20 protein-coding genes and 1 riboswitch are annotated in these 26,313 nt (G+C 51.7%); of the genes, 12 read left to right on the plus strand and 8 right to left on the minus strand.

Features of this window, described 5'->3' with window-relative positions; translation table 11 throughout:
* The first annotated feature begins 48 nt into the window (after positions 1–48).
* On the plus strand, positions 49–609 hold the full coding sequence (locus ACFWUL_RS08940; RefSeq protein WP_297020152.1) for a TetR/AcrR family transcriptional regulator: 561 nt from the start codon (positions 49–51) through the stop codon (positions 607–609).
* 376 nt (positions 610–985) lie between these two features.
* Complete coding sequence (locus ACFWUL_RS08945) at positions 986–2,491, plus strand: IMP dehydrogenase (RefSeq protein ID WP_416177035.1); 1,506 nt, start codon at positions 986–988, stop codon at positions 2,489–2,491.
* A 370-nt stretch (positions 2,492–2,861) separates the two neighbouring features.
* On the opposite strand, the gene ACFWUL_RS08950 is transcribed toward ACFWUL_RS08945, so the two are convergent.
* The gene (locus ACFWUL_RS08950) at positions 2,862–3,422 is read right to left on the minus strand and encodes a folate family ECF transporter S component (RefSeq protein WP_416177036.1); all 561 of its coding nucleotides are present in this window, start codon (positions 3,420–3,422) and stop codon (positions 2,862–2,864) included.
* A 43-nt stretch (positions 3,423–3,465) separates the two neighbouring features.
* Positions 3,466–3,568, minus strand: a riboswitch (THF riboswitch).
* A 136-nt stretch (positions 3,569–3,704) separates the two neighbouring features.
* On the opposite strand from ACFWUL_RS08950, the gene ACFWUL_RS08955 reads away from it, so the two are divergent.
* Complete coding sequence (locus ACFWUL_RS08955) at positions 3,705–5,195, plus strand: ISNCY family transposase (protein ID WP_416176766.1); 1,491 nt, start codon at positions 3,705–3,707, stop codon at positions 5,193–5,195.
* A 424-nt stretch (positions 5,196–5,619) separates the two neighbouring features.
* Here the strand turns inward: ACFWUL_RS08955 and lysS are convergent, their stop codons facing one another.
* On the minus strand, positions 5,620–7,551 hold the full coding sequence (lysS, locus tag ACFWUL_RS08960; RefSeq protein ID WP_307743126.1) for a lysine--tRNA ligase: 1,932 nt from the start codon (positions 7,549–7,551) through the stop codon (positions 5,620–5,622).
* Between the two features lie 27 nt (positions 7,552–7,578).
* Positions 7,579–8,052: a transcription elongation factor GreA gene (gene greA, locus ACFWUL_RS08965; RefSeq protein WP_296095770.1), complete on the minus strand. Its 474-nt coding sequence runs from the start codon at positions 8,050–8,052 to the stop codon at positions 7,579–7,581.
* A 767-nt stretch (positions 8,053–8,819) separates the two neighbouring features.
* On the opposite strand from greA, the gene ACFWUL_RS08970 reads away from it, so the two are divergent.
* The 7 genes from ACFWUL_RS08970 (at position 8,820) to ACFWUL_RS09000 (ending at position 17,572) form a co-directional block, all read left to right on the plus strand.
* Complete coding sequence (locus tag ACFWUL_RS08970; protein WP_416177037.1) at positions 8,820–10,130, plus strand: S-layer homology domain-containing protein; 1,311 nt, start codon at positions 8,820–8,822, stop codon at positions 10,128–10,130.
* A 92-nt stretch (positions 10,131–10,222) separates the two neighbouring features.
* Positions 10,223–11,179, plus strand: a complete 957-nt coding sequence (locus ACFWUL_RS08975; protein ID WP_416177038.1) for an ABC transporter ATP-binding protein — start codon at positions 10,223–10,225, stop codon at positions 11,177–11,179.
* A 10-nt stretch (positions 11,180–11,189) separates the two neighbouring features.
* Positions 11,190–12,209, plus strand: a complete 1,020-nt coding sequence (locus ACFWUL_RS08980) for an ABC transporter substrate-binding protein (protein ID WP_416177039.1) — start codon at positions 11,190–11,192, stop codon at positions 12,207–12,209.
* Between the two features lie 12 nt (positions 12,210–12,221).
* A complete protein-coding gene (locus ACFWUL_RS08985) occupies positions 12,222–13,202 on the plus strand; it encodes an ABC transporter permease (protein ID WP_416177040.1) in 981 nt (326 codons plus the stop codon).
* Positions 13,203–13,231: 29 nt separating this feature from the next.
* Positions 13,232–13,876: an ABC transporter permease gene (locus ACFWUL_RS08990; RefSeq protein WP_416177041.1), complete on the plus strand. Its 645-nt coding sequence runs from the start codon at positions 13,232–13,234 to the stop codon at positions 13,874–13,876.
* A gap of 1,002 nt (positions 13,877–14,878) precedes the next feature.
* Positions 14,879–16,222, plus strand: a complete 1,344-nt coding sequence (gene potE / locus ACFWUL_RS08995) for a putrescine-ornithine antiporter (RefSeq protein ID WP_416177042.1) — start codon at positions 14,879–14,881, stop codon at positions 16,220–16,222.
* Positions 16,223–16,708: 486 nt separating this feature from the next.
* On the plus strand, positions 16,709–17,572 hold the full coding sequence (locus tag ACFWUL_RS09000) for an EamA family transporter (protein WP_416177043.1): 864 nt from the start codon (positions 16,709–16,711) through the stop codon (positions 17,570–17,572).
* 318 nt (positions 17,573–17,890) lie between these two features.
* On the opposite strand, the gene ACFWUL_RS09005 is transcribed toward ACFWUL_RS09000, so the two are convergent.
* From ACFWUL_RS09005 to fsa, 3 genes are all read right to left on the minus strand, one after another.
* Positions 17,891–18,910, minus strand: coding sequence for a uroporphyrinogen decarboxylase family protein (locus ACFWUL_RS09005; RefSeq protein ID WP_416177044.1), 1,020 nt, complete (start codon positions 18,908–18,910; stop codon positions 17,891–17,893).
* Positions 18,911–19,188: 278 nt separating this feature from the next.
* Positions 19,189–20,520, minus strand: coding sequence for an MATE family efflux transporter (locus ACFWUL_RS09010; RefSeq protein WP_416177045.1), 1,332 nt, complete (start codon positions 20,518–20,520; stop codon positions 19,189–19,191).
* Positions 20,521–20,716: 196 nt separating this feature from the next.
* Positions 20,717–21,364, minus strand: a complete 648-nt coding sequence (fsa, locus tag ACFWUL_RS09015; RefSeq protein ID WP_296095793.1) for a fructose-6-phosphate aldolase — start codon at positions 21,362–21,364, stop codon at positions 20,717–20,719.
* A gap of 417 nt (positions 21,365–21,781) precedes the next feature.
* Between fsa and ACFWUL_RS09020 the strand changes: the two genes are divergently transcribed.
* Together ACFWUL_RS09020 and ACFWUL_RS09025 are read left to right on the plus strand one after the other, a co-directional pair.
* Positions 21,782–22,696 carry a LysR family transcriptional regulator gene (locus ACFWUL_RS09020; protein WP_297021457.1) on the plus strand — a complete coding sequence of 305 codons (915 nt, stop codon included), beginning with the start codon at positions 21,782–21,784 and terminating at the stop codon, positions 22,694–22,696.
* 170 nt (positions 22,697–22,866) lie between these two features.
* On the plus strand, positions 22,867–23,601 hold the full coding sequence (locus tag ACFWUL_RS09025) for a hypothetical protein (protein ID WP_416177046.1): 735 nt from the start codon (positions 22,867–22,869) through the stop codon (positions 23,599–23,601).
* A 377-nt stretch (positions 23,602–23,978) separates the two neighbouring features.
* On the opposite strand, the gene ACFWUL_RS09030 is transcribed toward ACFWUL_RS09025, so the two are convergent.
* Together ACFWUL_RS09030 and mdcA are read right to left on the minus strand one after the other, a co-directional pair.
* Positions 23,979–24,146 (minus strand): hypothetical protein, encoded by a 168-nt coding sequence (locus tag ACFWUL_RS09030; RefSeq protein WP_416177047.1) that lies wholly within the window; start codon positions 24,144–24,146, stop codon positions 23,979–23,981.
* A gap of 480 nt (positions 24,147–24,626) precedes the next feature.
* A complete protein-coding gene (gene mdcA / locus ACFWUL_RS09035) occupies positions 24,627–26,300 on the minus strand; it encodes a malonate decarboxylase subunit alpha (protein WP_297021462.1) in 1,674 nt (557 codons plus the stop codon).
* Positions 26,301–26,313 lie beyond the last annotated feature (13 nt).

Here is a 26,313-nt window from a genome sequence, read left to right on the forward strand (position 1 = left end):
CTATGGATAATATTGAACAATTCGTACTGTAAGTGAATGGAGACTGCTATGGACCGTCGTCAGCAAAAGACAAGGGCTGCCATTTTTGATGCATTCAGCGCACTGCTGTCAGAAAAGCCCTATTCGAAAATTACCATCCAGGATATTATCGACCGCGCCAATATCGGAAGAAGCACATTCTACGCCCATTTCAAGGCCAAGGACAGCCTGTTGGAAGAGATGTGCGGAGAACTTTTTGACCACATCATCGAAGGGGTCATGAATGACAACATGCCCGATGATGGACATACGGCGCCGGGGGTACCGGATCCCGTTTTTGCCCACCTCCTGCAGCATATCGCCGCCAACACCAATCACATCCGGGATCTCCTGACTTCAGAAAGCAGCGATATTTTCCTCCGCTTTTTCAAGTCGAGCCTGAACCGCCTCATCGCTTCTTGTGTGCTGAAAGGGAGGACTCCTTCCTGCCGGGTGCCGGAGGAATTCCTGCTGAACCACATTTCCGGCAGTTTCGTGGAAATGGTGCAGTGGTGGGTACAGAGAAAAATGAAGGAAACCCCGGAAGAGCTGGACGCCTATTTCCGGGCCGTCATTGAGCCTTTATTATAAGGTATAAAAGAGTCATGGCCGGGGGCCATGGCTCTTTTATTTACGGTATGCTGATGGATAGAGTCACTTGCACAGGGCTTTCAGCTTCCAACGAGATATCCCCTACCAGTCATTCATGCCGCAGGCGGTAGAGCATTCCTGGCAGCTGGCAGCTAGAGCCTAGAGGCTAGAAGCCCTCACGCACTTGACTCTACCCGCAAGCGCCGAAAACCAACAGACCAAATCCCTAAACTCCCCTCTTTATTGTGTTCCTGATTTACGATATAATGATACAAATATATCAGATAGAGAGGAAACCACTTGACCCGCTCCGTGGAAAGAGGTATAGTTATCCTTAATTATCTGTTATGGAATTTTTTTACTCAAGGAGGAAATAATGGCAACCTATATTAATGAACCGGCACATACCTTTAACGAATATCTGCTCATTCCCGGATATTCCGATACGAACTGCATTCCTGCAAACGTATCCCTGAAAACACCACTGGTGAGATTCAAAAAGGGTGAAAAACCGGCTATTACATTAAATATCCCCATGGTTTCTGCTATCATGCAGGCCGTATCCGGTGAAAGACTGGCTGTAGAGCTGGCCCGGAACGGTGGTATTTCTTTCATCTACGGTTCCCAGACACCGGAAGAAGAAGCAGCTATGGTTGCCAGAGTCAAAGCACAGAAAGCAGGATTTGTTCCCAGCGATTCCAACCTTTCCCCAGAAAATACACTGGCCGACGTTCTCGCACTGAAAGCAAAAACCGGCCATTCCACCGTTGCCATTACCGATGACGGCACTGCCTCCGGCCGGCTGGTTGGTATCGTATCCAGCCGTGACTACCGCGTAAGCCGCATGGACAAATCGGAAAAAGTTAAAAATTTCATGACTCCCCTCGAAAAACTGGTAACCGCTAAATTCGGCATTACCCTGTCCGAAGCCAACGACATCATCTGGGACAACAAGATCAACTCCCTCCCTGTGCTCTATGAAGACGGCAAGCTCTATGGCTTCGTATTCCGCAAGGACTATGATTCCCACCAGGAAAACCCGAACGAAATGCTGGATGCCCAGAAGCGGTTCATCGTAGGTGCCGGCATTAACTCCCGGGACTACGAAGAACGGGTACCGAAGCTGGTAGATGCCGGAGCTGACGTACTCTGCATCGATTCCTCCGAAGGCTTCTCCGAATGGCAGAAAATCACCCTGGACTGGATCCATAAGAAATACAATGGCAAAGTCCGTGTAGGTGCCGGCAATGTAGTCGACAAAGACGGCTTTCTCTTCCTCGCCAAGGCAGGTGCTGACTTCGTAAAGGTCGGCATCGGCGGCGGTTCCATCTGCATCACCCGTGAAACAAAGGGTATCGGCCGCGGCCAGGCTACTGCCCTCATCGAAGTATGCCAGGCAAGAGATGAATATTACAAGGAAACCGGCATTTATGTACCGGTATGCTCCGATGGCGGTATCGTTTACGACCACCACATCACCCTGGCCCTGGCCATGGGCGCTGACTTCGTCATGCTGGGCCGTTACTTTGCCCGGTTCGATGAATCCCCGACACAGAAGAGAACTGTCGGCGGCACTGTGGTAAAGGAATACTGGGGTGAAGGTTCCAACCGTGCCCGGAACTGGGGCCGCTACGACCTGGACGGTTCCAAGAAACTGGCCTTCGAAGAAGGTGTTGACTCCTACGTTCCTTACGCCGGTCCACTGAAAGAAAACGTGGAAAAAACCTGCGCCAAGATCAAAGCCACCATGTGTAACTGCGGCGCCATCACCATTCCGGAACTGCAGAAGAAAGCCAAGCTGACCCTCGTATCCGCTACCTCCATCGTAGAAGGCGGCGCCCACGACGTCATCCGGAAAGAAAAAGACGGCTCCGACCGTTAATTGACCGACTGGTCCCATACAAAGGGGCCCGGAAAAATGAGAAATCATTTTTCCGGGCCCCTTTTGTGTGCCACTTCGTGGGTGGGCATGGACTATTTCAGTATATCGAGCTGTTGGGTTTGGCGCTGATGGATAGAGTCATTCGTGCGGAGACTTCTAGCTGTTAGCTCCTAGCTTCTAGGAAAGATCAACAGCCTACGGCACGAATGACTGACGGAAATACCGGGTGGAAGCGCCGCAGGCGGATCAGCCTTCCTAACAGCTAGCCGCTAGAAGCTAGAAGCTCCATGCGAGTGACTCTATCCGCAAGCATGCCAACCGCCAAACCCTAACAGCTCGATAAACCGCAATAGTCCATTCTTTTTGCGTCCTACTTTCCACTCTCCATTTTCAGGGAACTCCGATTATCGACAGGTCCCCTCTTTTCCGGTCGGAGCAGCAAGAACCGGGCCACCTGGCGGTAGAGGACAAGGAACAGCGCAATTTCCATGGGATAGCAGATGATATTCTTGATGAGCCTCCCCATGAAAATAGCGGACGCCGCCTTATCATAGTACAGGGTGAGCCACAGGGTGTTCAGTCCCAGGTGGATAAAAACCATGACGAGGAAAAAGGGTATGCACACATAAGGGAATGCCACCCTATGGCGGTAAAAGAACTTCCCGTAAATAAAGCCCGTAAGAAATCCGGAGAGAAGGAATCCCGGGAAAAATATACTGGTCCCCAGGCAGGCGGTACCGATGAAGTCCGACATAGCCGCCACCAGTCCTCCCTTCCAGGGCCCATAGAGGGCGCCGGCCAGGGCGATGGGAAGAAATCCGAATGTTACCCGGATAAAGGGCGTCTGTATAGCAAACACATAGGACAAAAGCACCGCCAGTCCCGTAAGGACACCAAGAACCACCATCTGTTTTCCGTTTATTTTCTGCATTCAAAAAGACCTCCTTTGCGTTGCCGCATGGGAAGTCCCATGCAGCAGCGGGATGCAGTACCGGCACCGCAAGCCTTTAGAGGCTTTTCGTCCGAATGGCAGCTCCCCGTCCACCCGGCACTTCACGCGCAGGTACTTACTCTGCTGGAATATGATTCGCCGCTTTACCGCGGCTCTTAATGTGACATAGTATAGCACGGTTGGAGAAAAAATACAACCGGTACCCGGCCAATTTCAGTATATCGTATGAACCACAAGTGATATTGTCTCAAGTAACCACAAATGAAAATGTCCCAGTCATGGTATAATCTCATCACAATCTTAACGCAAGTGATGGGAGGAATTTTTATCAGAAAGGTTGAATTAACGATGGACGAGCAGTTCAAATATGAAACAATCAAATCTCTTGTTAATCATCCAGATGGCAACAAGCTCGCAGCAGCTGTCCGGCTGGGGTGCACTGTCCGCACCGTGAACCGGTTAATCCTGCGCTATCGTCAGGAAGGTAAAGCAGCATTTGTCCACGGGAACAGGGGTAGACAGCCCGTAACAACACTTCCAGCCTCACTCAGAGAAAAAATTGTGGCCCTTTACCAGAATGAGTACTATGGCGCCAATTTTACCCACTTTACCGAACTTCTGGACAGACATGAGAATATCCATGTCTCCGTTTCCTCTGTAGCCTCCATTCTTGAGGCAGCCTTTATTCTCTCTCCTAAGGCTACACGGGCCAAAAGAAAACGGATCAGGAGAAAATTGGAAGCAATGAAAAGCAACACGAAATCCAAGAAAAAGCAGATGGAAATACAAGTCAATCTTGTGGCTGCTGAAGATGCCCACAGCCGGCGTCCACGGCATGCTTACTTTGGGGAACAGCTGCAGGGTGATGCCACTCCATATGAATGGGTTCCCGGGAAGATCTGGCATCTCCACCTCTTCATTGATGATGCCACTGGCATCGTGACTGGCGGCTATTTTGACACCCAGGAGACCCTGAACGGCTATTACCATGTCCTCTGGCAGACTCTCAAAGATTACGGAATCCCTGTGGAAATCTTCACGGATAAACGCACTGTGTTCATTTACAAACAAAAAGGATCCCCGTCCATCGACGAGGATACCTATACGCAGTTCGGTTACGCTTGCAGGCAACTGGGGATACACCTTGAGTCAAGCAGCGTACCACAGGCCAAAGGCCGGGTTGAGCGGCTCAATGAGACGCTGCAGTCGCGCCTGCCGATTGAGCTGAGACAGGCAGGCATCACGACTATTGCAGACGCCAATGAATTCCTCAAGTCCTACCTAAAAGAATTCAATGCGAAGTTTGCACTTCCTCCCAATAGTACCAAATCAGCTTTTGTGACGCAACCGTCAGATGAGAGGATCAACCTGATACTGGCTGTACTTACAGGCCGTACGGTAGACAGAGGCCACTGCATCCGTTTCCAGCGTCAGTACTATCGTATGCTTGATTCAGAAGGCCATCAGGTGCATTATGCCAGCGGAACCAAAGTACTAGTCATACGGGCTTTCAACGGCGAACTCTACTGCAGTGTTAACGATACCAGTATCTACGCGCTGGAAGCCATCCCTTTGCGCCAGAAGAAATCTCCTGAGCTTGATGCTGACTATACCAAACCAAAGCCTCAGAAACACTGGATTCCACCGATGAGTCACCCATGGAAGCAGGCATCTTTCCGTCATTACGTCCTTACAAGACCGCATCATTCCAGACAAGATCCAGAAGAACTTGCATCGCGTAACATATTTTAGTAACATACTGGCCTAACCACTCAAAATAGCCCCACTATTGCGGGGCTATTAAATGACAATTCTCGGGACATTTTCAAAAATGCTTGACACCGGTACCCGGCCAATTTCAGTATATCGAGCTGTTGGGTTTGGCGCTGATGGATAGAGTCATTCGTGCGGAGGCTTCTAGCTGTTAGCTCCTAGCTTCTAGGAAAGATCAACAGCCTACGGCACGAATGACTGACGGAAATACCGGGTGGAAGCGCCGCAGGCGGATCAGCCTTCCTAACAGCTAGCCGCTAGAAGCTAGAAGCTCCATGCGAGTGACTCTATCCGCAAGCATGCCAACCGCCAAACCCCAACAGCTCGATAAACCGCAATTTGACAGGCTGCCCCATTTTCCCCACTAAAAAATCCCCGGACGGGGATTTTTTTAGTGATTCTATCAGTACAGCTTTGCGCCGGCCGGGATGTGGCGGTCTACCATGAGGAGGTGAAGCTTTTCTTCTCCCTCTTCGTGATGGACGGCGGAGAGCAGCATGCCGCAGGAGTCGATGCCCATCATCTTTCTTGGCGGAAGGTTTACGATGGCAATCAGCGTCTTGCCCACCAGTTCTTCCGGTTCATAGTACGCATGGATGCCGGAAAGGATGATGCGGTCTGTACCGGTACCATCGTCCAGGACGAACTTCAGGAGCTTCTTGCTCTTCGGAACGGCGGTGCATTCCTTCACTTTCACTGCGCGGAAGTCGGACTTGCTGAATGTATCGAAGTCCACATAGTCCTTGAACATCGGTTCAATTTCCACCTTGGAGAAATCGATGGGTTCGTTGTCCGCTTCTTTTGCCATTTCTTCTGCTTCCCGGGCGGTCTTCTTCTCCAGGGCCGTTTCCGGTTTCATGGCCGGGAACAGGAGTACGTCGCGGATGGAGGCAGAATTGGTCATGAGCATGAAGAGACGGTCAAGACCGATACCGAGGCCGCCTGTAGGAGGCATGCCGTATTCCAGGGCGGTCAGGAAGTCCTCGTCAATGGGATGGGCTTCATCGTCCCCGTGTTTTCTTTCTTCCACCTGCAGTTCAAACCGTTTTCTCTGGTCAATGGGGTCGTTCAATTCGGAGAACCCATTTGCCAGTTCACGGCCGTAAATGTAGGATTCGAAGCGGATGGTGTATCTGGGATCCTTCGGGTCCAGCTTGGACAGCGGGGATACTTCAATCGGGTGTTTTGTGATGTGAACCGGCTGGATAAGGTGTTCTTCCACGTACGCATCGAAGCAGGCAGAGAGAATCTTTCCGAATCCGTCGAATTCACCGTATTCCACATGGAGCTTGTCGGCGATGGCCCTTGCTTCTTCGATGGTCTTGCAGGCATCAAAGTCTTCGCCGGTATACTTCTTCACCGCTTCTGCCATGGTGAGCCGCGGCCAGGGCGGAGTCACATCGATTTCCGTATCTTCGTAGGTGAATTTCATGGAGCCGTAGGAAGCCATGGCGCAGGCAGCCACGATCTGTTCTGTCTGGTCGATGACGTCTTCGATATCCCCATAGGCCTGGTATGTTTCGATGGCCGTGAACTCCGGATTATGCCGGGTATCCATGCCTTCATTCCGGAAGTTCCGGGTGATTTCGAAAATCCGTTCATAGCCGCCCACCAGGAGCCGTTTCAGGTACAGTTCCGGTGCAATACGGAGGTACATGGTCATGTCCAGAGCATTGAAATGGGTGGTAAAGGGCTTTGCATTGGCACCGCCGTAGAGGGGCTGGAGCACCGGTGTTTCCACTTCCAGGAAGTTGTGGTCTGTATACCATTTCCGGATGGCTGCCATCATGGCTGCTCTCTTCACGAAGGTTTCCCGAACTTCCGGATTCATAATGAGATCCAGGTACCGCTGGCGGTAACGCTGTTCCTTATCCGTAAGGCCATGCCATTTTTCCGGCAGCGGCCGGAGGGACTTGGACAGCATGGTGAAATGGAGCACCCGTACCGTCAGTTCGCCGGTGTGAGTAGTGAATACGGTACCTTCGATACCGAGGATATCGCCGATATCTACCAGTTTGAACAGGGCCCATTCCTTTTCCGGGAGTTCATCCCGTTTGAAATAGACCTGGATATCGCCGCTCTGGTCACGGAGCACACAGAAAGCGGTTTTGCCCTGGCCCCGGCGGATCATGATGCGGCCGGCAATGCGGACGTGGGTTTCATTCTTTTCCAGTTCTTCTGCATCCCTGCGGATATCAGCCGCATGGTGGTCCCAGTTGAACTTCTGCCCATAGGGTTCTACACCCAGGGCACGGATTTTATCCAATTTCTGACGACGAACGAGCATCTGGTCATTCAGTTTCGGACCGTTCTGCTGTTTCTTATTTTCTGCCATTCATTAACCTCATTTCTTCCGATGCAATCAGTCTTCAATGCTGATGACTTTATACTTCAGCACACCATTCGGTGCTTCTGCTTCCACGATATCTCCTGCCTTGGCTCCCATGAGAGCACGGCCCACCGGAGATTCATTGGAAATCCGGCCTTCGAAGGGGTTGGATTCCGTGGAGCCCACGATGGTTACCTTTTCCTGCAGGTGTTCTTCCATATCTTCGATAAGAACGGTGGAACCTACATCCACGCGGCCCTTGGCTGCCTTTTCAATGACCTGGGCAGTGCGGATCTGCTGTTCCAGCTGGAGGATGCGGCCTTCCAGGAAGGCCTGGGCATTCTTTGCTTCATCGTATTCGGAGTTTTCGGAAAGGTCGCCCATTGCGATGGCGGCTTTCAGACGCTGGGCAATTTCTGCACGTTTTGTGGAACGGAGTTCATCCAGTTCCTTTTTCATTTTTTCCAGGCCCTCTTTGGTGACCAGGGTACGCTGCACTTCTGCCATGACAATCTTCCTCTTTTCTTTAAATATACTTCTTATATTACCTTATATAGCGATTTCCTAAACAGGGCATATTTCATAGTATATAGCAAATGCGCGGCTCCAGTCAAACGGAATTGGGAAAAGAAGCATGGTGGCTATTGCGGTTTGTCGAGCTGATGAGGGGGCTGATGGATAGAGTCATTCGTGCGGGGGCTTCTAGCTTCTAGCCGCTAGCTTCCAGGAAGGCTCTACAGCCTACGGCACGAATGACTGGCGGAAATACCGGATGGGAAGCGCCGCAGGCTGGCCAGCTTTCCTAGCAGCTAGAAGCTAAAAGCTAGCAGCCCCGTGCCCAGTGACTCCGTCCGTTAGCATGCTTACCGCCAAATCTCAACAGCTCGCAATACTGAAATTGGCAGTGCTCCATTTCTTATTATAAGGAAAATATAATAGGCCGTTATTAATTTATTCTATATCATCATTTAAGCTTTACCTGTTTTTGACATAATCTGCCGGTTTTCTGATATGGCGAACCCCTATCGCCACCGGTTTCAACAAAACATTCATGATGTTTGGATATTTTACAATCCGGTGACAGAAGAGCCGGGTTATTTTTACAATGTTGTTACCTTGATTTTACTCGATAAAATCTGACAAAATTGCCTGTTCCGATGGGACGATGCTATAGTAAAGACAATGTTTTTCAGATTGAAAATTTTTATAAAATTTCCGTCTGTCCTCTATTGGTTCCCGGCCTTCGGGCCCCTGTTCTTTCAAAGGAGAAACTCATGAAAAAGCTGACTGTACTTTCTGCTGCCCTTCTGATTGCCTGCGACGCATCCGCCATGGCTGCCAACCCGTTTTCTGACGTAAGCCCCGATGACTGGGCTTACCTGGCTGTATCTGACCTGTCTTCCCAGGGTGTGGTGGAAGGCTACCCCGATGGCACCTTCAAAGGGGAGCGGAACATGACCCGCTACGAACTGGCCCAGATCATTGCCCGGCTCATGGCCAAAGAAGACCAGCTGAATGCAGACCAGAAGGCCACCTTGGACAAACTGGCCGGTGAATACGCCGATGAGCTTGCCAATCTCGGAGTCCGGGTATCCAACCTGGAAAAGAAGGTGGGGAATACTTACTGGTCCGGCGATGCCCGTATGCGGTACCTGAGCGATGCCACCATGGATTCGAAGACCGGTGTCAAAAAAGGAGATGTCTGGGATGGCCGTATCCGCCTCAACGTAAAGGGGAAAGTCAATAAAGATACCTACGTAAAGGGCCGTTTCCTGACCAACATGTACTTCAAAAATGGCAAATCCGACGATGGAGAGACCTCCATGGACCAGTTATTTGTGAATCATAAATTCGGCGATTTCCAGGTCCGCCTGGGCCGCCAGCCCATTGTTATCGGCAACCAGAAAGGCTGGCTCTACGGAAAGGCCATCGGCTATGACGGTGCCCAGCTTTCCTACGGTAAAAATGACTGGGACGCTGCAGTAAAATACGGCCAGTTCAACGGCGGCTGGAATAAAGTCAAAGGCAAATCGCCCATAGAAGGGGCTGACTTCTTTGCAGCCGCTGCAGGCTACCATTCTAAATCCTTCAAGGCCAATGTGGAATACCTGAAATTCCAGAGTAAGACAGACGGCATTGATAATCCTTCCATCATTGGCGGTGGCATCGATATCCCCTTTGCTGAAAAATGGAACCTCTTCGGCGATTACTATAAGAATACCAATGCAAAAACCGACTATGACACCGGATGGAATGCAGGTCTTTCCTACGGGAAACTGAACAAGAAGCATCCGGGCTCCTTCGACCTGTCCCTCGCTTACTTCGATGTAGACCGGGAAGTATACTTCGGCGGCACCATTCTCCAGACGAACTACCTGAATAACCTGGCCGATTCCTTTGGCAGCAAAGCGGAGAAAAAGGGCAGCCGGTACCAGACTGACAACCTCCGGTTCTGGAACCTGGAAGGGGACGTGGCTCTTCTGAAGAACGTATACCTCCACGGGGAATATGCCTTTGCCGGTAAAGCAAAACACGGTGAGGATCCCGATGATGGCTGGACCCTTTCCCTGAACTATAACTTCTAAGGAGAACTGAAAAAGCAGCAAAAGCACCGCAGCCGCCGAAAACTTGTGAAGACTTCCCCGCTGCGGCACTGCTGTTTTTTTGAAACTATTCTATGCAGATTACCTTACAGAATATCAGCAAACAATTCAATGGAAAACCGGTGATCCACAATATATCCATGGTCATCAGGGACCACAGCTTTACCACCCTTCTGGGGCCTTCAGGATGTGGGAAAACCACGCTGCTCCGTATGATTTCCGGTCTGGAAACGCCGGACCAGGGTGAAATTACCCTTGGAAATACCTGCGTTTTCTCAGATAAGCACCATATTTCCGTGCCGCCGGAAAAGCGGGGGCTTTCCTACGTATTCCAGGATTTCGCCCTGTGGCCCCACATGACGGTACAGGAGAATGTATCCTTCGGACTGAAAGCCACCGGGAAAACGGACCACCTGGAGGACGATACGGCGGAGGCTCTCCGGGCCGTGAAGCTGGAGGGTCTGGAAAACCGCTATCCCCACGAGCTCTCCGGAGGCCAGCAGCAGCGGGTAGCCCTGGCCAGGACCATTGCGCCCCATCCGGACTGCATCCTCTTCGATGAGCCCCTCTCTGCCCTGGATGCGCTGCTCCGTATCCGCATGAGGAGTGAAATACGAAATCTCGTAACCCGCCTCGGCATTACCGCCGTCTTCGTCACCCATGACCAGGAAGAAGCCATGAGCATGAGTGATGAAATCGCCGTGATCCATGAAGGACGGATAGAGCAGCAGGGCGTGCCGGAATGCCTCTATTTCCATCCGGCCACTTCCTTTATTGCCCATTTCATCGGCTCTTCCAACTGGATCGACCCAAAGCACCTGTTCCGCCCGGAAAAGGCCCACACCACGCCCCGGGATGGATGCCGGCCATTTACAGCCCGGGTGGATGCCGTCCGGTTCCTCGGCCACTCCTATGAACTGTTTCTTACCCACGGAAACGAGAAATGGATTTACTGGTCCCCCCGCCCGATTCCCAAAGACACCCTCATGAGCCTTTACGTCCTTGACAAGGACATCATTACTATTAAATAAGGAGAAAATCATGACAAAAATGAAGAAACTTGCTATTCTTGCTGCTGCCTGCTGCCTTGCCCTCAGCATTTCCGCCTGTGGGACAAAGACCGGCGGCGCTTCCAAAGCCGCTTCCAGCGCTGCGGCGGGAGGCGATAAGAAAGTAACCGTCTACATGCCTTCCCCTGCCGGCCTCTCCCAGAAGCTGGCAAAGGGATTTGAGAAAAAGACCGGCATAAAAGTAGAAGTCTTCCAGGGTACCACCGGTGAGATTCTGGCCCGTCTGGAAGCGGAGAAAAACAACCAGGCCGCCGATGTGGTTGTACTGGCTTCCTGGTCCGACGGCCTGTCCCTGAAAGGAAAGAACGTACTGGTTCCCTATAAACCGAAGGGTGCCGATAAGATGGTCAAGGACTTCGTGGATAAGGACAACGAACTCTGGGGATACAGCGCTTCGGCGGTCGGCGTCATTTACAACAAAAATGTATATCCGGAACTCCACGCAGACTGGAACGAACTCGCAGACCCCGCCTATAAAGACAACCTGGCCATTCCGGATCCCCAGAAATCGGGGGCCTGCAAAGATTTCCTGGCAGGATATGTCAATAAATACGGCTGGGATGCCCTGGAAGGCATGGCTAAGAACGGCATGACCGTGCCCGGCGCCAATAAAGCGGCAGTAGAAGCGGTAACCACCGGAGAAAAGGGAATTCTCGTGGCCGGCGTGGACTACAATGCTTACACCGCCATCAAGAAAGGGGAACCTCTGGCTATTTACTATCCGAAGAGCGGTACCATCGTGAACCCACGGCCTGCCATGATCATGAAGAATGCGCCCCATGAAGAAAACGCCAAACAGTTCATGGACTACCTCCTGTCCGATGAGGCCCAGCAGCTGGTGGCCGACGCCTACCTGATTCCGGGACGGAGTGACGTCGAAGCCAAGGGTACCCCACTCTCCAAGATCCCACAGATTAAACCGGAATGGGACAAAATGATGGCTATTGCTTCCGACACTGCCGCCAAACTGAATGCTCTCTGCGGAAAATAAAGAGGTCCTTCCATGAACGGACGGAAACACATTTCCCTTCCCCTTCTGCTCCTTGGCGCCTGTCTTGTGTTCCTGGTCATCGCTCCCCTGGCCACGGTGTTTGTCAAAGCCCTCATCATTAATGACCACCTGGATTTCTCCTTTGCCGCCGCTGCCCTGTCGGAGCCCCAGAATGCCAGGATGATCCGAAATTCCCTTCTTCTGGGGCTGGCAGTGGTCATCCTGTCATCCCTCATTTCCATCCCCCTGGCCTATCTCTTTTCCCGGACCCGGCTGGGGCGGCACAAGATTTTTGACCTTCTCTTTCTGGTACCCTTCATGACACCCCCCTACATCGCGTCCATGGGGTGGATTCTCTTCATGCAGAAACGGGGGCTCTTCTCCCAGCTTGTCCCTGCTTTTCCAAACGGCATCCCCCTGTTTTTCACCTTCGGGGGACTGGTACTGGTCATGAGTCTCCATATTTTTCCCTTCATGATGGTGCTCATGAAGAATGCCATGCTCCACATCCCTTCCTCCCTGGAAGAGGCCGCTGCCATTTCCGGTGCCGGCTACGGCCGGCGGCTCCGGAAAATCTTCTTTCCCCTCCTCACAGGAAACTACGTCATCGGTGCCCTTCTGGTCTTCGTGAAAACCCTGTCGGAATACGGTACTCCTTACACCCTGGGGCGTCGCATCGGCTTTGACGTCTTCACCACGGATATCCACCGCTATGCCGCCGTGGCACCCATTGACTTCGGAAAAGCGGCGGTGCTGGCGTCGGTGCTCGTCACCATCTGTATGGTACTGTGGCTGGTGCAGAACTACATCACCATTCACCACAGCTATGATCTCATCAGCGGCAAGGGCAGCCGTATGAAGATTCACCAGCTCTCCCTTCCCGGTGAAGTGCTGGCCACTCTCTATATCGGCCTCGTACTGGTGTTTCTATCGGGATCCCTTATTTTTCCGTCATTTCCACCTCCCTTATCCGGCTCCGGGGCTTTGGGCTAGCGGCAGGAAACTTTACCTTCCACCATTACGTGGAACTTTTCACGGACAGTGAAACTGCCCTCCCCGCCATAGGAAACAGTTTTCTCCTGGGCCTTCTGTCCGCCACCATCTGCGCCCTGCTGGGAACAATCATCGTCCTTACCATCCGTTCCAACCGGTCCCGGTCCGGAAAAGTGCTGGAAGCCATGAGCCTGCTGCCGGAAATGCTTCCGGGCATCGTACTGGTCATCGGCCTCATGCTCTTCTGGAATGACATCTATGATATCCTGCCCCTGTACAACACCATGGGCATCATGGTTATCACCTACACAGCCCTCTTTCTCCCCTATACGGTACAGTATGTGACCTCCGCCTCCACCCAGCTCAGCGAAAGCCTGCTGGAAGCAGGACGGGTATTTGGCGGATCCCGGTACTACATTTTCCGCCACATCACCTGTCCCCTCATTGCCCGGGGCATGGCGGCGGGCTGGATGATGACATTCATCATTGCCATCCGGGAACTGGTGGCCCCAAGTCTCATTGCCCCACCGGATACTCTTGTTATCTCTACATATATAATGAGAGAATTCGAACAGGGCAGTGTATCCCTGGGCATGTCCATGGCGGTGCTCTGCATCCTCCTCACTACCCTCTCCCTGACGGCGGTCAAACTGCTGACGAGAAAGCTGAAGTGAAAAAGAGCGGACTATTGCGTTTTGACGAGCTATTGGGATTTGGCGGTTGGCATGCTTGCGGATAGAGTCATTCGTGCGGAGCTTCTAGCTGTTAGCTGCTAGCTTCTAGGAAAGCTGGCCAGCCTACGGCACGAATGACTGACGGGAATACCGAGTGGAAGCGCCGCAGGCGGATCAGCCTTCCTAGTTGCTAGCCGCTAGAAGCCAGAAGCTCCATGCGAGTGACTCTATCCACCAGCGTCGCCCCATTAGCTCGACAAACTGAAATTGGCCTGTATTCACCCCGCTGGTGCCTGCCAGGGACTTATAAAATTATTCTCTAAGAACCACAAGAAAATATATTATTCTCATTTATTCTTTCATTTTCTCATTTCTCTAAAGAAATTTTGCCATTTGGGGGAATCTGGGACTTTTTCAGACCATTTTGGGTGGTACGGGGGCAAACCGTTTTTACCGGGTTTTTACATTTTTGCATATTTTTACTGCATATCTGTTTATTTATACATCTTATTCATATCCGAAATTCAGGGGCAGACCCCGGAAGCGCCATGGTATGGGCATTCCGGGGTTTTGCTATTTCTTCCCATAAATTATCACAATACATTTTGATTTATCATTCCAATCCATACCAATCCATGATGGCTCCCATTTTTTACATTTTTCCTCCATTTTCCTTCAAAGTTCTCAAAAGTCCATGGTACTTCAGCGAAAAAAATTTACAATTTTCTTTTGGAAAAAGTCTTGTCATCTGTTTTCATTTATGGTATATTGCAGTAAATAAAAATTCATCGCGCCCTGCCCCGTGTGCAGTTGAGCAGCGAACCGTTATAGAATAACGGATGGTTTTCTTTATGCCCTGTTTCTTTCACCTTTATTGAAAGCAAATGGGGTTCATGCATGCCTTGAAGCAATTCAGGACCTGCCTATCCGGTCAAACCGGGACAATATTTTTCCCCCGTCGCAGCACGTATGCGAATTGGATCGAGAAAGAAGGGAACAACCTTGTCTAAAAGCAAAAAAATGGGAGTGGTACAGCTCACAACAGTCACCGCCATCAACATGATGGGTTCCGGCATTATTCTTCTTCCGGCCACACTGGCGGAAATCGGAACAATTTCAATTTTGGCGTGGATTCTTGCCTCCATCGGTGCCACCATCCTGGCCTATGCCTTTGCCCGCTGCGGCATGCATACCAGCAAGGTAGGCGGCATGGGCGGCTACGCAGAGTACCGTTTCGGACGGGCCGGCAATTTCCTGTCCAACTTCTGCTACACCATTTCGCTGATCATTGCGAACGCAGCCATTGCCAGCGGTGTAGTCAGCTACGCAACCTATGTTTTCGGCCTCACCCTTTCCCCGGTGGAAGTCTGCATGGCAACCATTTCCGTTCTTCTTGTGGCAGCCACCATCAGCCTCGTGGGCCCGAAGAAATTCGGAAAATTCAGTTCCCTCGGCGTGTTCTGCGTCGTGGCTCCTGTGGTGGGCCTTCTCCTCTGCGGTTTCTTCTTCTTCGATACCAATATTTACCGGGAAGCATGGAACCCCGGAAATCTGCCCTTCTATGAAACCATGAAGGACTCCATTGCCGTCATCATCTGGGCTTTCCTTGGACTGGAAACGGCCTGCGCCAACTCCGATACCGTTGAAAACCCGGAAAGAAATGTGCCCATTGCCGTCCTGGCCGGTACACTCCTGGCCGGTGCCTGCTACACCACATCCACTGCCATTATCGGCGGCCTCGTTCCTTACCAGGAACTCATGAACTCCGGTGCCCCCTTCGGACTCGCCTATGCTACCATGTTCGGCGACAAAGCAGGATACATCGTTTCCTGCATGCTCGTATGCTCCTGCTTCGTATCTCTTACCGCATGGCAGTTCACAGTTTCCGAAGTAGCCCGCGAAGCCTCTTCCATCGGCCTCTTCCCGAAGTTCCTGTCCAAGGTAAACCGTTTCCGTTCTCCCTATGTAGCCATCGGTACCCTGGTAGCTATCCAGATCGTCATGACCCTTTCCACCATGAGCCCCACCCTGCTGAAGCAGTTCAATGTACTCATTAACCTGGCCGTCATGATCAACCTCATTCCTTACCTCCTGGCCATGGCTGCGGTGGCGGACCTGCAGAAAGCGGAAGGCATTCCCCATGACAAAGCACGGCTTGCTAACATGGCTGCCATTGTGGGCGGTGTATACAGCTGCTACGCCGTATACGGCTGTGGCTGGACGGTGATCATGGAAGGCGCTTTCGTAGCTGCCATGGGACTGGTGATTTACGCCATCGTCTCCTCGAAGCTCCGTTATGCCCCCTCTCCCCGGGTTTCTACTTACCCGCCGATTGATAAGAAATAATAATCAAAAACTCCCCGAGGAAAACCTTGGGGAGTTTTATTATGGGACAATGAACCAGACCCAATGACTATTTCAGTTTGTCGAGCTAATGGGGCGATGCTGATGGGTAGAGTCATTCGTGCGGAGCTTCTAGCTACTAGCCGCTAGCTTCTAGGAAAGCTGGCCAGCCTACGCACGAATGACTGACGGAAATACTGGGTGGAAGCGCCGCAGGCGAATCAGTCTTCCTAGCTGCTAGCCGCTAGAAGCTAGGAGCTTCATGCGAATGACTCTATCCGCAAGCATGCTAACCGCCAAACCCCAACAGCTCGTCAAACCGCAATTGGCAGGGCACCCATTTCCACCACTGCCACTTCTTGCAGCCCTTTCCCTTTTATGGTACAGTAAATCATATAAAACCGTTTCGGTTGTGGATTTTTTCAGAACTATCTGTTTTCGCCGCACAGTACAAGGGGTACTGTGCTTTTTCTTTTGGGAGGATTCATATTGTCAAAAGGAATCTATGCTTTCATTGTTTTTGCGGCGGGCGCCTGTTATGGGATTCTGTCCACCTTTGTAAAAATCGCCTATGCCTCGGGGCTGGATCTCACTGATGTGACCGGGGTGCAGTGCTTTTTCGGTATGATATTCCTTTGGGCCGGCGTATTGTTTTCCAAAAAGAAACGGCCCACCCCCTTCCACGTACTGTCTCTCCTGGCTGTTGGAATTCCGATGGCATTGACCACCATCTTTTATTACCGTTCCCTGGAGACCCTTTCTGCCTCCCTGGCGGTGGTCTTCCTGTTCCAGTCCATATGGATGGGGACTGTGGTGGAGGCAGTCCTTGCCCGCCATTTCCCCAGTCCCCTGAAATGCCTGTCCATTATCCTCTGCCTCGCCGGTACATTCCTGTCGGCCGGTTTTCTTGAAGGAGGCCAGCCCCTTTCCCTGTCCTCCGGCATGATATGGGGTCTCCTGGCCGCCCTTTCTTACACCGCCGTCATTACCGCCAGTTCCCTTTTGGGAGAAGGAATTCCTCCAGTCCTGAAGGGTGCCCTTATGGCTACCGGGGACACGGTTTTTACTTTTCTCATCCTGCCTCCTGTATTTATACTTACCCCCGCCCTGTGGCCCACGCTCCTTCCCTATGGTCTCCTTTTAGGACTCTTCGGCGTCGCCCTGCCGCCGTTCCTCCTTTCCTGGGGCATGCCCCACGTAGGTCCGGGACTGGGCAGTATCCTCGTGGCCTCCGAACTCCCTGTGGCCCTTGTGATGGCTCTCCTTGTGCTCGGAGAATCGGTGGCTCCCCTGCAGTGGGCCGGTATCGCCTGCATCCTCGGCGGAATCGTACTGGGAAACTGGTCGAAGTGAAAAGAAACCGTATGACAAATTGCGGTTTGACGAGCTGTTGGAGCGGTGCTGATGGATAGAGTCATTCGCGCGGGGGCTTCTAGCTACTAGCTTCTAGCAACTAGGAAAGCTCTACAGCCTACGGCACGAATGACTGGCGGAAATACCGGATGGGAAGCGCCGCAGGCTGGCCAGCTTTCCTGGCAGCTAGAAGCTAAAAGCTAGCAGCCCCGTGCCAGTGACTCTGTCCAACAGCATGCCAAACCGCTCGCTCTAACAGCTCACTGAAATTGGCACATCAGCTTAAAAAAAGCGGCAGTTCAAAACCTGCCGCTTTTTCTATGCTCCAAACATTTTCCGCTCGATTTCTTCCTTTGCCTTTCTCACGAAAGACAGCATTTCCTCATCCAAAGGATATCGGATGACGCAGCCCGGGGAAAGGATGACCTTCCGGCCCCCCGTTTTCTTCAGGGTCTCATAAATCTGGTATTCGATCTCATTTTTATGGTGCTCCGTAATATCCATCCGCTCCAGTCCTGCCATGATGCACTTTCCCGTCATGAGCTGGGCCTCTGCAATGTCCGGGAGCGACTCCCAGGCATGCCAGTTGAAAATCTGGACCGGATATTTCCGAAGGAGGGGAAACATAATATTTTTCCCGTGGCCGTGGAGCACATTACACCAGCCCGACGAAGCCGCCAGCACCGCCAGGTCATAGGGCATGCCGTACTCCCGGTAGAAGGACTCCTCCGTCAGGTTGTAGGAGGAAAGCTGGGTGGCAAAGAATATGCCGTCTGCCCCCAGTTCGATGACCCGCTGCACGAGTCCGCAGGTGGTTTCGGTGATGGCCTTCAAGGCCTGCTTCACTTTGTCCCCATGGCCCTGCCGGATGTGGTCCATCATGGAGGGGCACAGTTTATTGGCCGTGGTGAGCGGGGAAAAGACAGTAAAAATCACAGGGACCTCTCCCTTCGTCTTATCCAAGAGAAGCTTCAGGTATCTCTGCTCCCGGGCCAGGGCGCCCTCATTCACCGACACTGGCTCGATTTTCAGCCAGTCCTCCGGTTCCTTCACCGGCGTGTCCGTAATCTTTGCCACGCCGCCTTTGGGAATATCGGAGAAGTCGGTTTTAGCCCCAAAGTCTTCCACGCTGTACATACCGTTATTCATGGTTTTTAAAATATCTACGTCATATTTTTTATAGAAATCATAGGTATGTTCCGCATTTTTAACCGGATCCAGGTCAATCATGGGCAGGTGGGACCAGAGAGAATAGGGCACCCGGTCCACGGGGTCCCCCGCGATGGCCGCCTGTATCCGTTCTCTTTTTGTCATCTGCTGCGGTGCTTTTTTCTTCATGCTTACCTCCTTGGGATGATGGTTCATCAAATTGCGGTTTGTCGAGCTGATGGGTTTTGCATGCTGACGGGTAGAGTCACTCGCATGGAGCTCCTAGCTTCTAGCTGTTAGCTGCTAGGGAAGCCGGTCCGCCTGCGGCGCTTCTACCCGGTATTCCCGTCAGTCATTCATGCTGTAGGCTGGCCAGCTTTCCTAGGAGCTAGCAGCTAGAAGCTCCGCACAAATGACTCTACCCATCAGCGCCAAACCCAACAGCTCACTGAAATTGGCCGTATTCATCACTGTTCCATCAGTTTCCTGTACCCCTTCATAATACCATAGATATCGGCCAACGCCCAGCCGATAGGGATGGATAGCCAGATGCCTGTGACGCCGAAGAAGGGAATCGCCGACAGCACATAGGCCAGCACCACCCGGGTGCCCAGGGAGAGGATAGTAAGAATGACGCTCATCCCTGCCCGTTTGATGGCACGATAATAGCCGTAGAGCATGAAAAGGATACCGATCCCTATATAGCAGCTGCCCTCGATACGGAGGTAATGGCTGCCGATGGCAATGACCTCTTTTGCCGTATCCGGTACGAAGAATCCCATGAGCACCGGCGCCAGGATGGAAACGATGAGACTGGCGGCGATGGAAAAGGCAAGTACCATTTTCCCCGCCGTTATGACACCATCCCGGATCCGCTTTCTGTTTCCTGCCCCATAATTCTGGGCCACATAGGTGGAAAAGCCGTTGCCGAAATCCTGGAGCGGCGAATAGGCGATGGTATCGATTTTTACTCCTGCCGCAAAGGCTGCCATGACGGCGGTGCCGAAGCTGTTCACCAGCCCCTGTACCAAAAGAATTCCGAAGTTCATGATGGACTGCTGGAGACTCGTCAGGAGGGAGAGCTCTGACATATCCCGGAATATCTGCCTATCCCAGACCATTTCTTCAAGGGACAGACGGAAATCCTTCTTCACCAGAAAACAGTATCCGAAGATACCGAGACCTGAAGCGTACTGGGAAATCACGGTGGCCTGGGCTGCCCCTGCCACGCCCCAGCCAAAGTAAACCACAAAGAGAATATCCAATACCACGTTCATGAGAGAGGACAGAATCAGGAAGGCCAGCGGTGTCACGGAGTCCCCCACGGCCCGCAGGAGGGCGGCGCCGAAGTTATAGAGGAACACCGCCACAATCCCCGTAAAAATCCACCATACGTATTCCCTGAAGTAGGGAACCACATCTGCCGGAGTCTGCATGAAGGACACAATGGGATCCAGGAGCACATAGACCGCCCCATTCATGACCACCGTCAGAAGGCCGATGGACACGAAGGAGATAAATACGGACTGCCGCATCCTGGAGAAATTCTTCTTGCCAAAACACAGGGAAAAATACACACTGCTTCCCATGGAAAGGCCGATGAGAATGGATGTGAGGAATATCATAAGGGTATAGGCACTGCCCACAGCCGCCAGGGGCGCTTCTCCCAAGTACCGTCCCACAACGAGGGTATCCACGATGTTGTAAAGCTGCTGGAACACATTCCCCACCATCAGGGGCAGTGAAAAAATAAGAATCTTCCGAAAAATCGGCCCCGATGTAAAATCTATATCTCTCATGATTTCTCCCATTTTCTTCGTCCGGTGCGGACTGCAAGCTGCTTTTAGTATACACCATCCGCCGGTCCGCTTCTTCTCCCCTTTTCCAAGAGGGAACAATCCGGAGATAAGAGGAATTGCCGCTGTTTCCCATGAATTTCTGCAATAAAAAATCCGCCGGAATCATACGTTCCGACGGATTGAACTTATTAATGGATTATTTCATATTGGCTGCAGCCCAGTCAGCCTTGAAACGGGCAATACCGTTATCGGTGAGAGGATGTTTCATGGCATCCATGAGTACCTGGAACGGAACGGTAGCAATATCCGCACCGGCCAGGGCACACTGGGTAATGTGCTGGGGCTTACGGATAGATGCGGCGATGATCTTTGTTTCAATGCCGTGAAGTTCAAAGATTTCAGAAATGGTCTGAATCAGTTCGATGCCATCCCAGCCGATATCATCGATGCGTCCTACGAAGGGGCTCACGAAGGAAGCGCCGGCACGGGCAGCCAGGAGCGCCTGGTTCGCAGAGAATACGAGGGTCACATTGGTACGGATACCCAGTTTTTTGAGACCTTTAACGGCTTTCATACCTTCCGGAGTCATGGGGATCTTCACAACCACATGGGGGTCCAGGCCTGCCAGGACCTTCCCTTCTTCAATCATCCCTTCCGCATCATCAGCCAGCACTTCGGCGGAAATAGGGCCATCCACAATGGAAGCGATTTCCTTAATGGTGGAATGGAAATCCTTGCCTTCCTTTGCAATGAGGGATGGATTGGTAGTCACACCGGAAATAAATCCCATATCGTTGGCTTTACGAATGGCTTCTACATCAGCGGTATCAATAAATAATTCCATTTTCTTTTCTCCTTTACCTATTCGATATGTAATACATTTTCACACTAACCGCCGCTCCTGTCAATTGGAAAAGCGTAAAAAGGGGGTAAAAGAAATGTCCCGTCCCATGGCTGCGGGATGATCTGCCTGTTTCATGGGTTTCCCTGCAGGCCGGAGTATTTCTTCCCCAGTTTTTCCCTATGGCTATTAATAAAATTGTTCTATATATCGGGATAATGATTATGGGATTCTCATTTTCCCATTCACTTCCTCGATACTATCTATCAGTTCATAATTCCTTAAGGTCGTGAATTAATTCTATATATTTCTAAATTATAATGCATGAAATCTGTATTTTATTGATTATTAATAGACTAGAGTGTATAATTGAATAAAAGAATCTATCATTTCCATTGTATTGCAATCCAGGGGGATATCATGAAATTAACGCTCCTCGCTTTGAGCTATTTCCAGAAAACAGCTGAGCTCCAGCACCTGACCCGTGCTGCGGAAGCCCTTCATATTTCCCAGCCATCTCTTTCCCACACCATCAAAGTTCTGGAAACAGAACTGGGGGTCCCGCTTTTTTCCAGAAGCGGACGAAACATTGTACTCACCAGATATGGCGAAATCCTGCTCCGCCATACGAACCGCATCATGCAGGAACTTCATGGCGCCCAGAAAGAATTGGAAGATACGAAAGAAGCCCAGAAACTGACCGTCACCATTTCCCTTTTTGCCGCTTCCATGATTATCCCCGCCTTCCTCACCCGGTTCCGCCAGGAACATCCGGATATCCGCTTTGAAATCCTCCAGCAGCACAATAAACCGGGACAGCAGAACCAGAGCCACGTGGACCTCTTCCTGTCCTCCTCTATTAACCCCATAGAAAACGACCACTCCGTCACCCTGTTGAAAGAGGATATTATGCTGGCCATGCCGGATACGGACCCCCATGCCCGCAAATCTTCCGTGAACCTGGACGAATTTGAAAAGGCGGGATTCATTTCCCTGGAAGCCGGATCCAGCCTTCGGACTATCACCGACTTTTACTGCCGTATGGCAGGATTTGTCCCCCATGTGGTACTGGAAAGCGACAGTCCCATGACGGTTCGTGAATTTATCAGGGCAGGGCTCGGTGTATCCTTTGCTCCTAGGATTACCTGGCACGGCGTGGGCGGTGACCATGTGGCCCTCGTCCCCATCGCATCGCCAAACTGCCAGCGCTATATCAGCCTGTCCTGGAAAAAGGGAGAAAAGCTCTCACCTCCGGCAGAAATGCTGAAGAAATATATCATCGACAACTTCTCCGACTACGCCAGGGAATACGCCGGACTCCCACCGGAAAGATAATAAAGCCGCCCAAAGGGGAACCATGGATTCATGGTTCCCCTTTTTCATGCAGGCAACCCGGATATAGGCATTTGAAATCGTAAAATCCGGTTGCCCCAGGGGCCGCTATAGTTTATAGTAGTCCTGTAGAACATAAATTCAGTATGATACATACTCCAAAGGAGTCAACCATGCCAAGAAAATCGAAATTCGAAGAAGAAGACCTGTTTTCCACCTCCTCCCCTTCTCCCGACCTGAATAAGAAAGATTCCAAAAAGAATTTACCCCACGCCCCAGAAAAAAGCACCGCCCCCCTCCGGCCGGCGGAAGAAGCAGCTGCCCATGCATGGAAAGAAAAGATCTGGGAATTTGACCTGACCATGCCTTCCCAGGCCATGAAGGATGCCATGAAAGCATCCATGCTGCAGGAGGGATTCGGAAAAAGGGAAGCCAATAAGGTATTCAAAGGCCTGTTCTTTAAAGAAAAAGTGTGCAATACCAGGACCCAGGCCCTGGAGTACTTAGAGACCATCCCCACCTCCTATGGGGTGAAGTACAAAATCGGCATTGCCCCGTCTCCCCGCATGGTGTCCCTGGAAAAGCGGCTTCAGGAAAAAGAAGACCGGCTGAAATCATTCAGGAAAGAACAGAAGGAAAAGGATAAAAAGAAATTCAGCCTTCCCTTCATTACATGCCCCCACTGCCACTCCCGGGTGAACCGGGACTATATCCACCTGCCCCTCTGCCCGGTCTGCGGAAAGGACCTCCATCCCGATACCACCTTAAAGACCCTGGCCTCCCTGGAGGAAGCGGTAAAAGAGCTGAAGAAGCGGTACGAAGACACAGCCCGGAAATATAACAGCAAATTCACAGGCGGCGAGAAATGGATCATCCGCCTCGTCAATCCGCTGTATGAAGAAGATTGAGGGTATTGCCAATTTCAGTTTATCGAGCTGTTGGGTATGGCGATGATGGATAGCGTCATTCGTGCGGAGGCTTCTGGCTGCTAGCTCCTAGCTTCCAGGAAAGATTAACAGCCTACGGCATGAATGACTGACGGAAACAGATAGGAAGCGCCGCAGGCAGGTCAGCTTTCCTGGCAGCTAACAGCTAGAAGCTAGCAGCCCCGTGCCAGTGACTCTGTCCAACAGCATGCCAAACCACTCACTCTAACAGCTCGATAAACCACAATTGGATGAAGCGCCTTTTCTCAACGTCTATCAGTGGCGATCGAGTAGGAGGCGGGCATCGGCCCGCCGACCTCTCACACCACCGTACGTACCGTTCGGTATACGGCGGTTCCTTAGTTTTCGCATTCCTGCTTATGCAAGTCTGCGATGATGTTGTTGTTTTCAGCAATCCTCACATGGATGGGCACTCCGGCATATCCTTGCTGTTCCGCAGCTACTTTCTGCCAGTAGTCTTCTTTCTGAAGTTGTCTGCCTTTAAGCCCATGGTTGGTTACTTTCATTGACTAACATCTCCTAAAGTTCGGCCCTTCCCAGATGCCCATGAGCCATCTGGTACTATGGCCTCTGCTGACTTCTCACGGCAAATCTTATTTCAACCACAGCACAGCCCAGTAAATACAGCCTTATTCTGCTGTGTCCGTGAGACCTCCCCAGGTAAGAACGTATTCTTTCTCTCCATCTATCCGCCACATCTACTCTACAGGATTCCGTACAGCTATGGGACTTCAGTTTGTTTGGCAACCTTATCCACCCTGTATTAGCCTTATGTGGTTCTTGTACATCGGACCGGAGATTTGCCTGCACCTTCCTTCAGATTCCACCTCACGATGGACACCCTTGGTGTTCAGCTATGACCTTCCCGCTGTCGGGTAGTCTTGGGACTTTCACCCTTGAGAATACGCCCATGCTGGGCGCACCAAAAAAACTCCCGTTCCGAAACCATCGGAATGGGAGTTTTTTATTGCTTATTCAGGCCTCGATTACCAGTTTCTGAATTTAGCCGGCGGATCATAGAGGCCGCCGGACCAGTCTACGAGGTCCTTCATATTCTTGGCAGCCAGGAGGTCCCTTGTGGCTGCTGCGGGGTTGATGCCCAGGTCTTCCGGAAGCTTCACGATGCCTTCCTTCCGGAGTCTCTTTGTGACTTCCGGATCTTCCTGTTTGCCCACATCCGTCTTACCTGCAACGGCACGGATAGCATCCATTCTTTCTTCCATGTTGTGGCACTTATGGAGGTAGGCGATACCCACTTCAGATACGATATGGGTGAGGTCATCGGAGTAAATCATAATCGGTTCCAGGTCCAGGTTGGCGTTCTTCTTCAGGGCCACTGCATCCAGCTGGTCCACGAAGCCCGGGAAGCCTTTGGCAGAAACGGTGGTAATCATCTGGACCACCAGCTTCTTGCCGCGGTTCCGGTCGCCCATGAGTTCATAGCGGTTGGCTACTTCTTCGCCGCACTTCTTCCATGCTTCCGTTACATGGCGGCGGCCCTTGGCATCGCAGCCCATGTTCGGAGCACCGCCGAATCCGGCCACATTGTTCTTTGTGGCGGTAGAGGAGTTGCCGAACCGGTCGATCTGCATGGTGGAGCCGATGAACATGTCTGCCGCATAATGGCCGGCAGCCTGGCAGAAGGCACGGTTGGAACGCATGGTGCCATCAGGTCCGATAGCAAAGATATCCGGACGGGCTTTGATGTATTCTTCCATGCCCACTTCGGAGCCGAAGGAATAGACCGCCTGTACCCAGCCTGTTTCAATGGCAGGAATCAGGGTAGGATGGGGATTCAGTACCCAGTGGGTGCAGATCTTGCCCTTGAGACCCAGGGATTCACCGAAGGTCGGAAGAAGCAGTTCTACCGCTGCCGTATCATAGCCTACGCCATGGTTCAGGACTTTAACGCCATATTCTGCATAAATGCCTTTGATGGCCATCATGGCCTTCATGATGCGGTCGTCCGTAATCTTGGCAGGGTCACGGGTGAAGAGGGGATTCAGGAGGTACGGAGTCGGTGCTTCAATGACGAAGTCCACCCAGTCCGCCGGGATATCCACTCTCGGTACCTTGTCTACAATCTTGTTGACCTGGAAAATGACGATGCCCTGGTTGAATTTCGTAGCTTCTACGATGGCCGGTGTATCTTCCGTGGAGAAACCGGTGTAAATGTTGCCATCCTTATCGGCTGCATCAGCGCAGACCAGGGAAACTCTCGGTACCAGGTCGATGAAGTAGCGGGAATACATTTCCAGGTACGTATGGATAGCACCCAGTTCGATGCCCCCATTCTGTACCATCTGGGCCAGCCGCTTGCCCTGGCTTCCGGCATAGGCGAAGTCCAGTTTCCGGGCAATCCCTTTATCAAAGACATCCAGGTGTTCCGGAATGGAAAGGGTGGACTGAATCATATGGAGATCATGGACTTTGGAAGGATCAACCTTGCACAGTTCCTTTGCCAGGAAATCAGCCTGTTTCTGGTTATCCCCTTCAATGTTTACTTTATCACCGGGACGAAGAACTGCTTCCAGCAGTTTTACCGTATTATCGGCATCTACGATCTTTCCATCTGCATACACCCGGGCAGCAGCCAGTCTGGCAGCGGTATCGTCGCCTCTGGTATGCCAGTTCTTATTGGACGGTTTGATTTCTAACATAGCATGAAGTCCT

Source organism: Dialister sp. (assembly GCF_047832375.1).
Taxonomy (GTDB): Bacteria; Bacillota; Negativicutes; order Veillonellales; family Dialisteraceae; genus Dialister.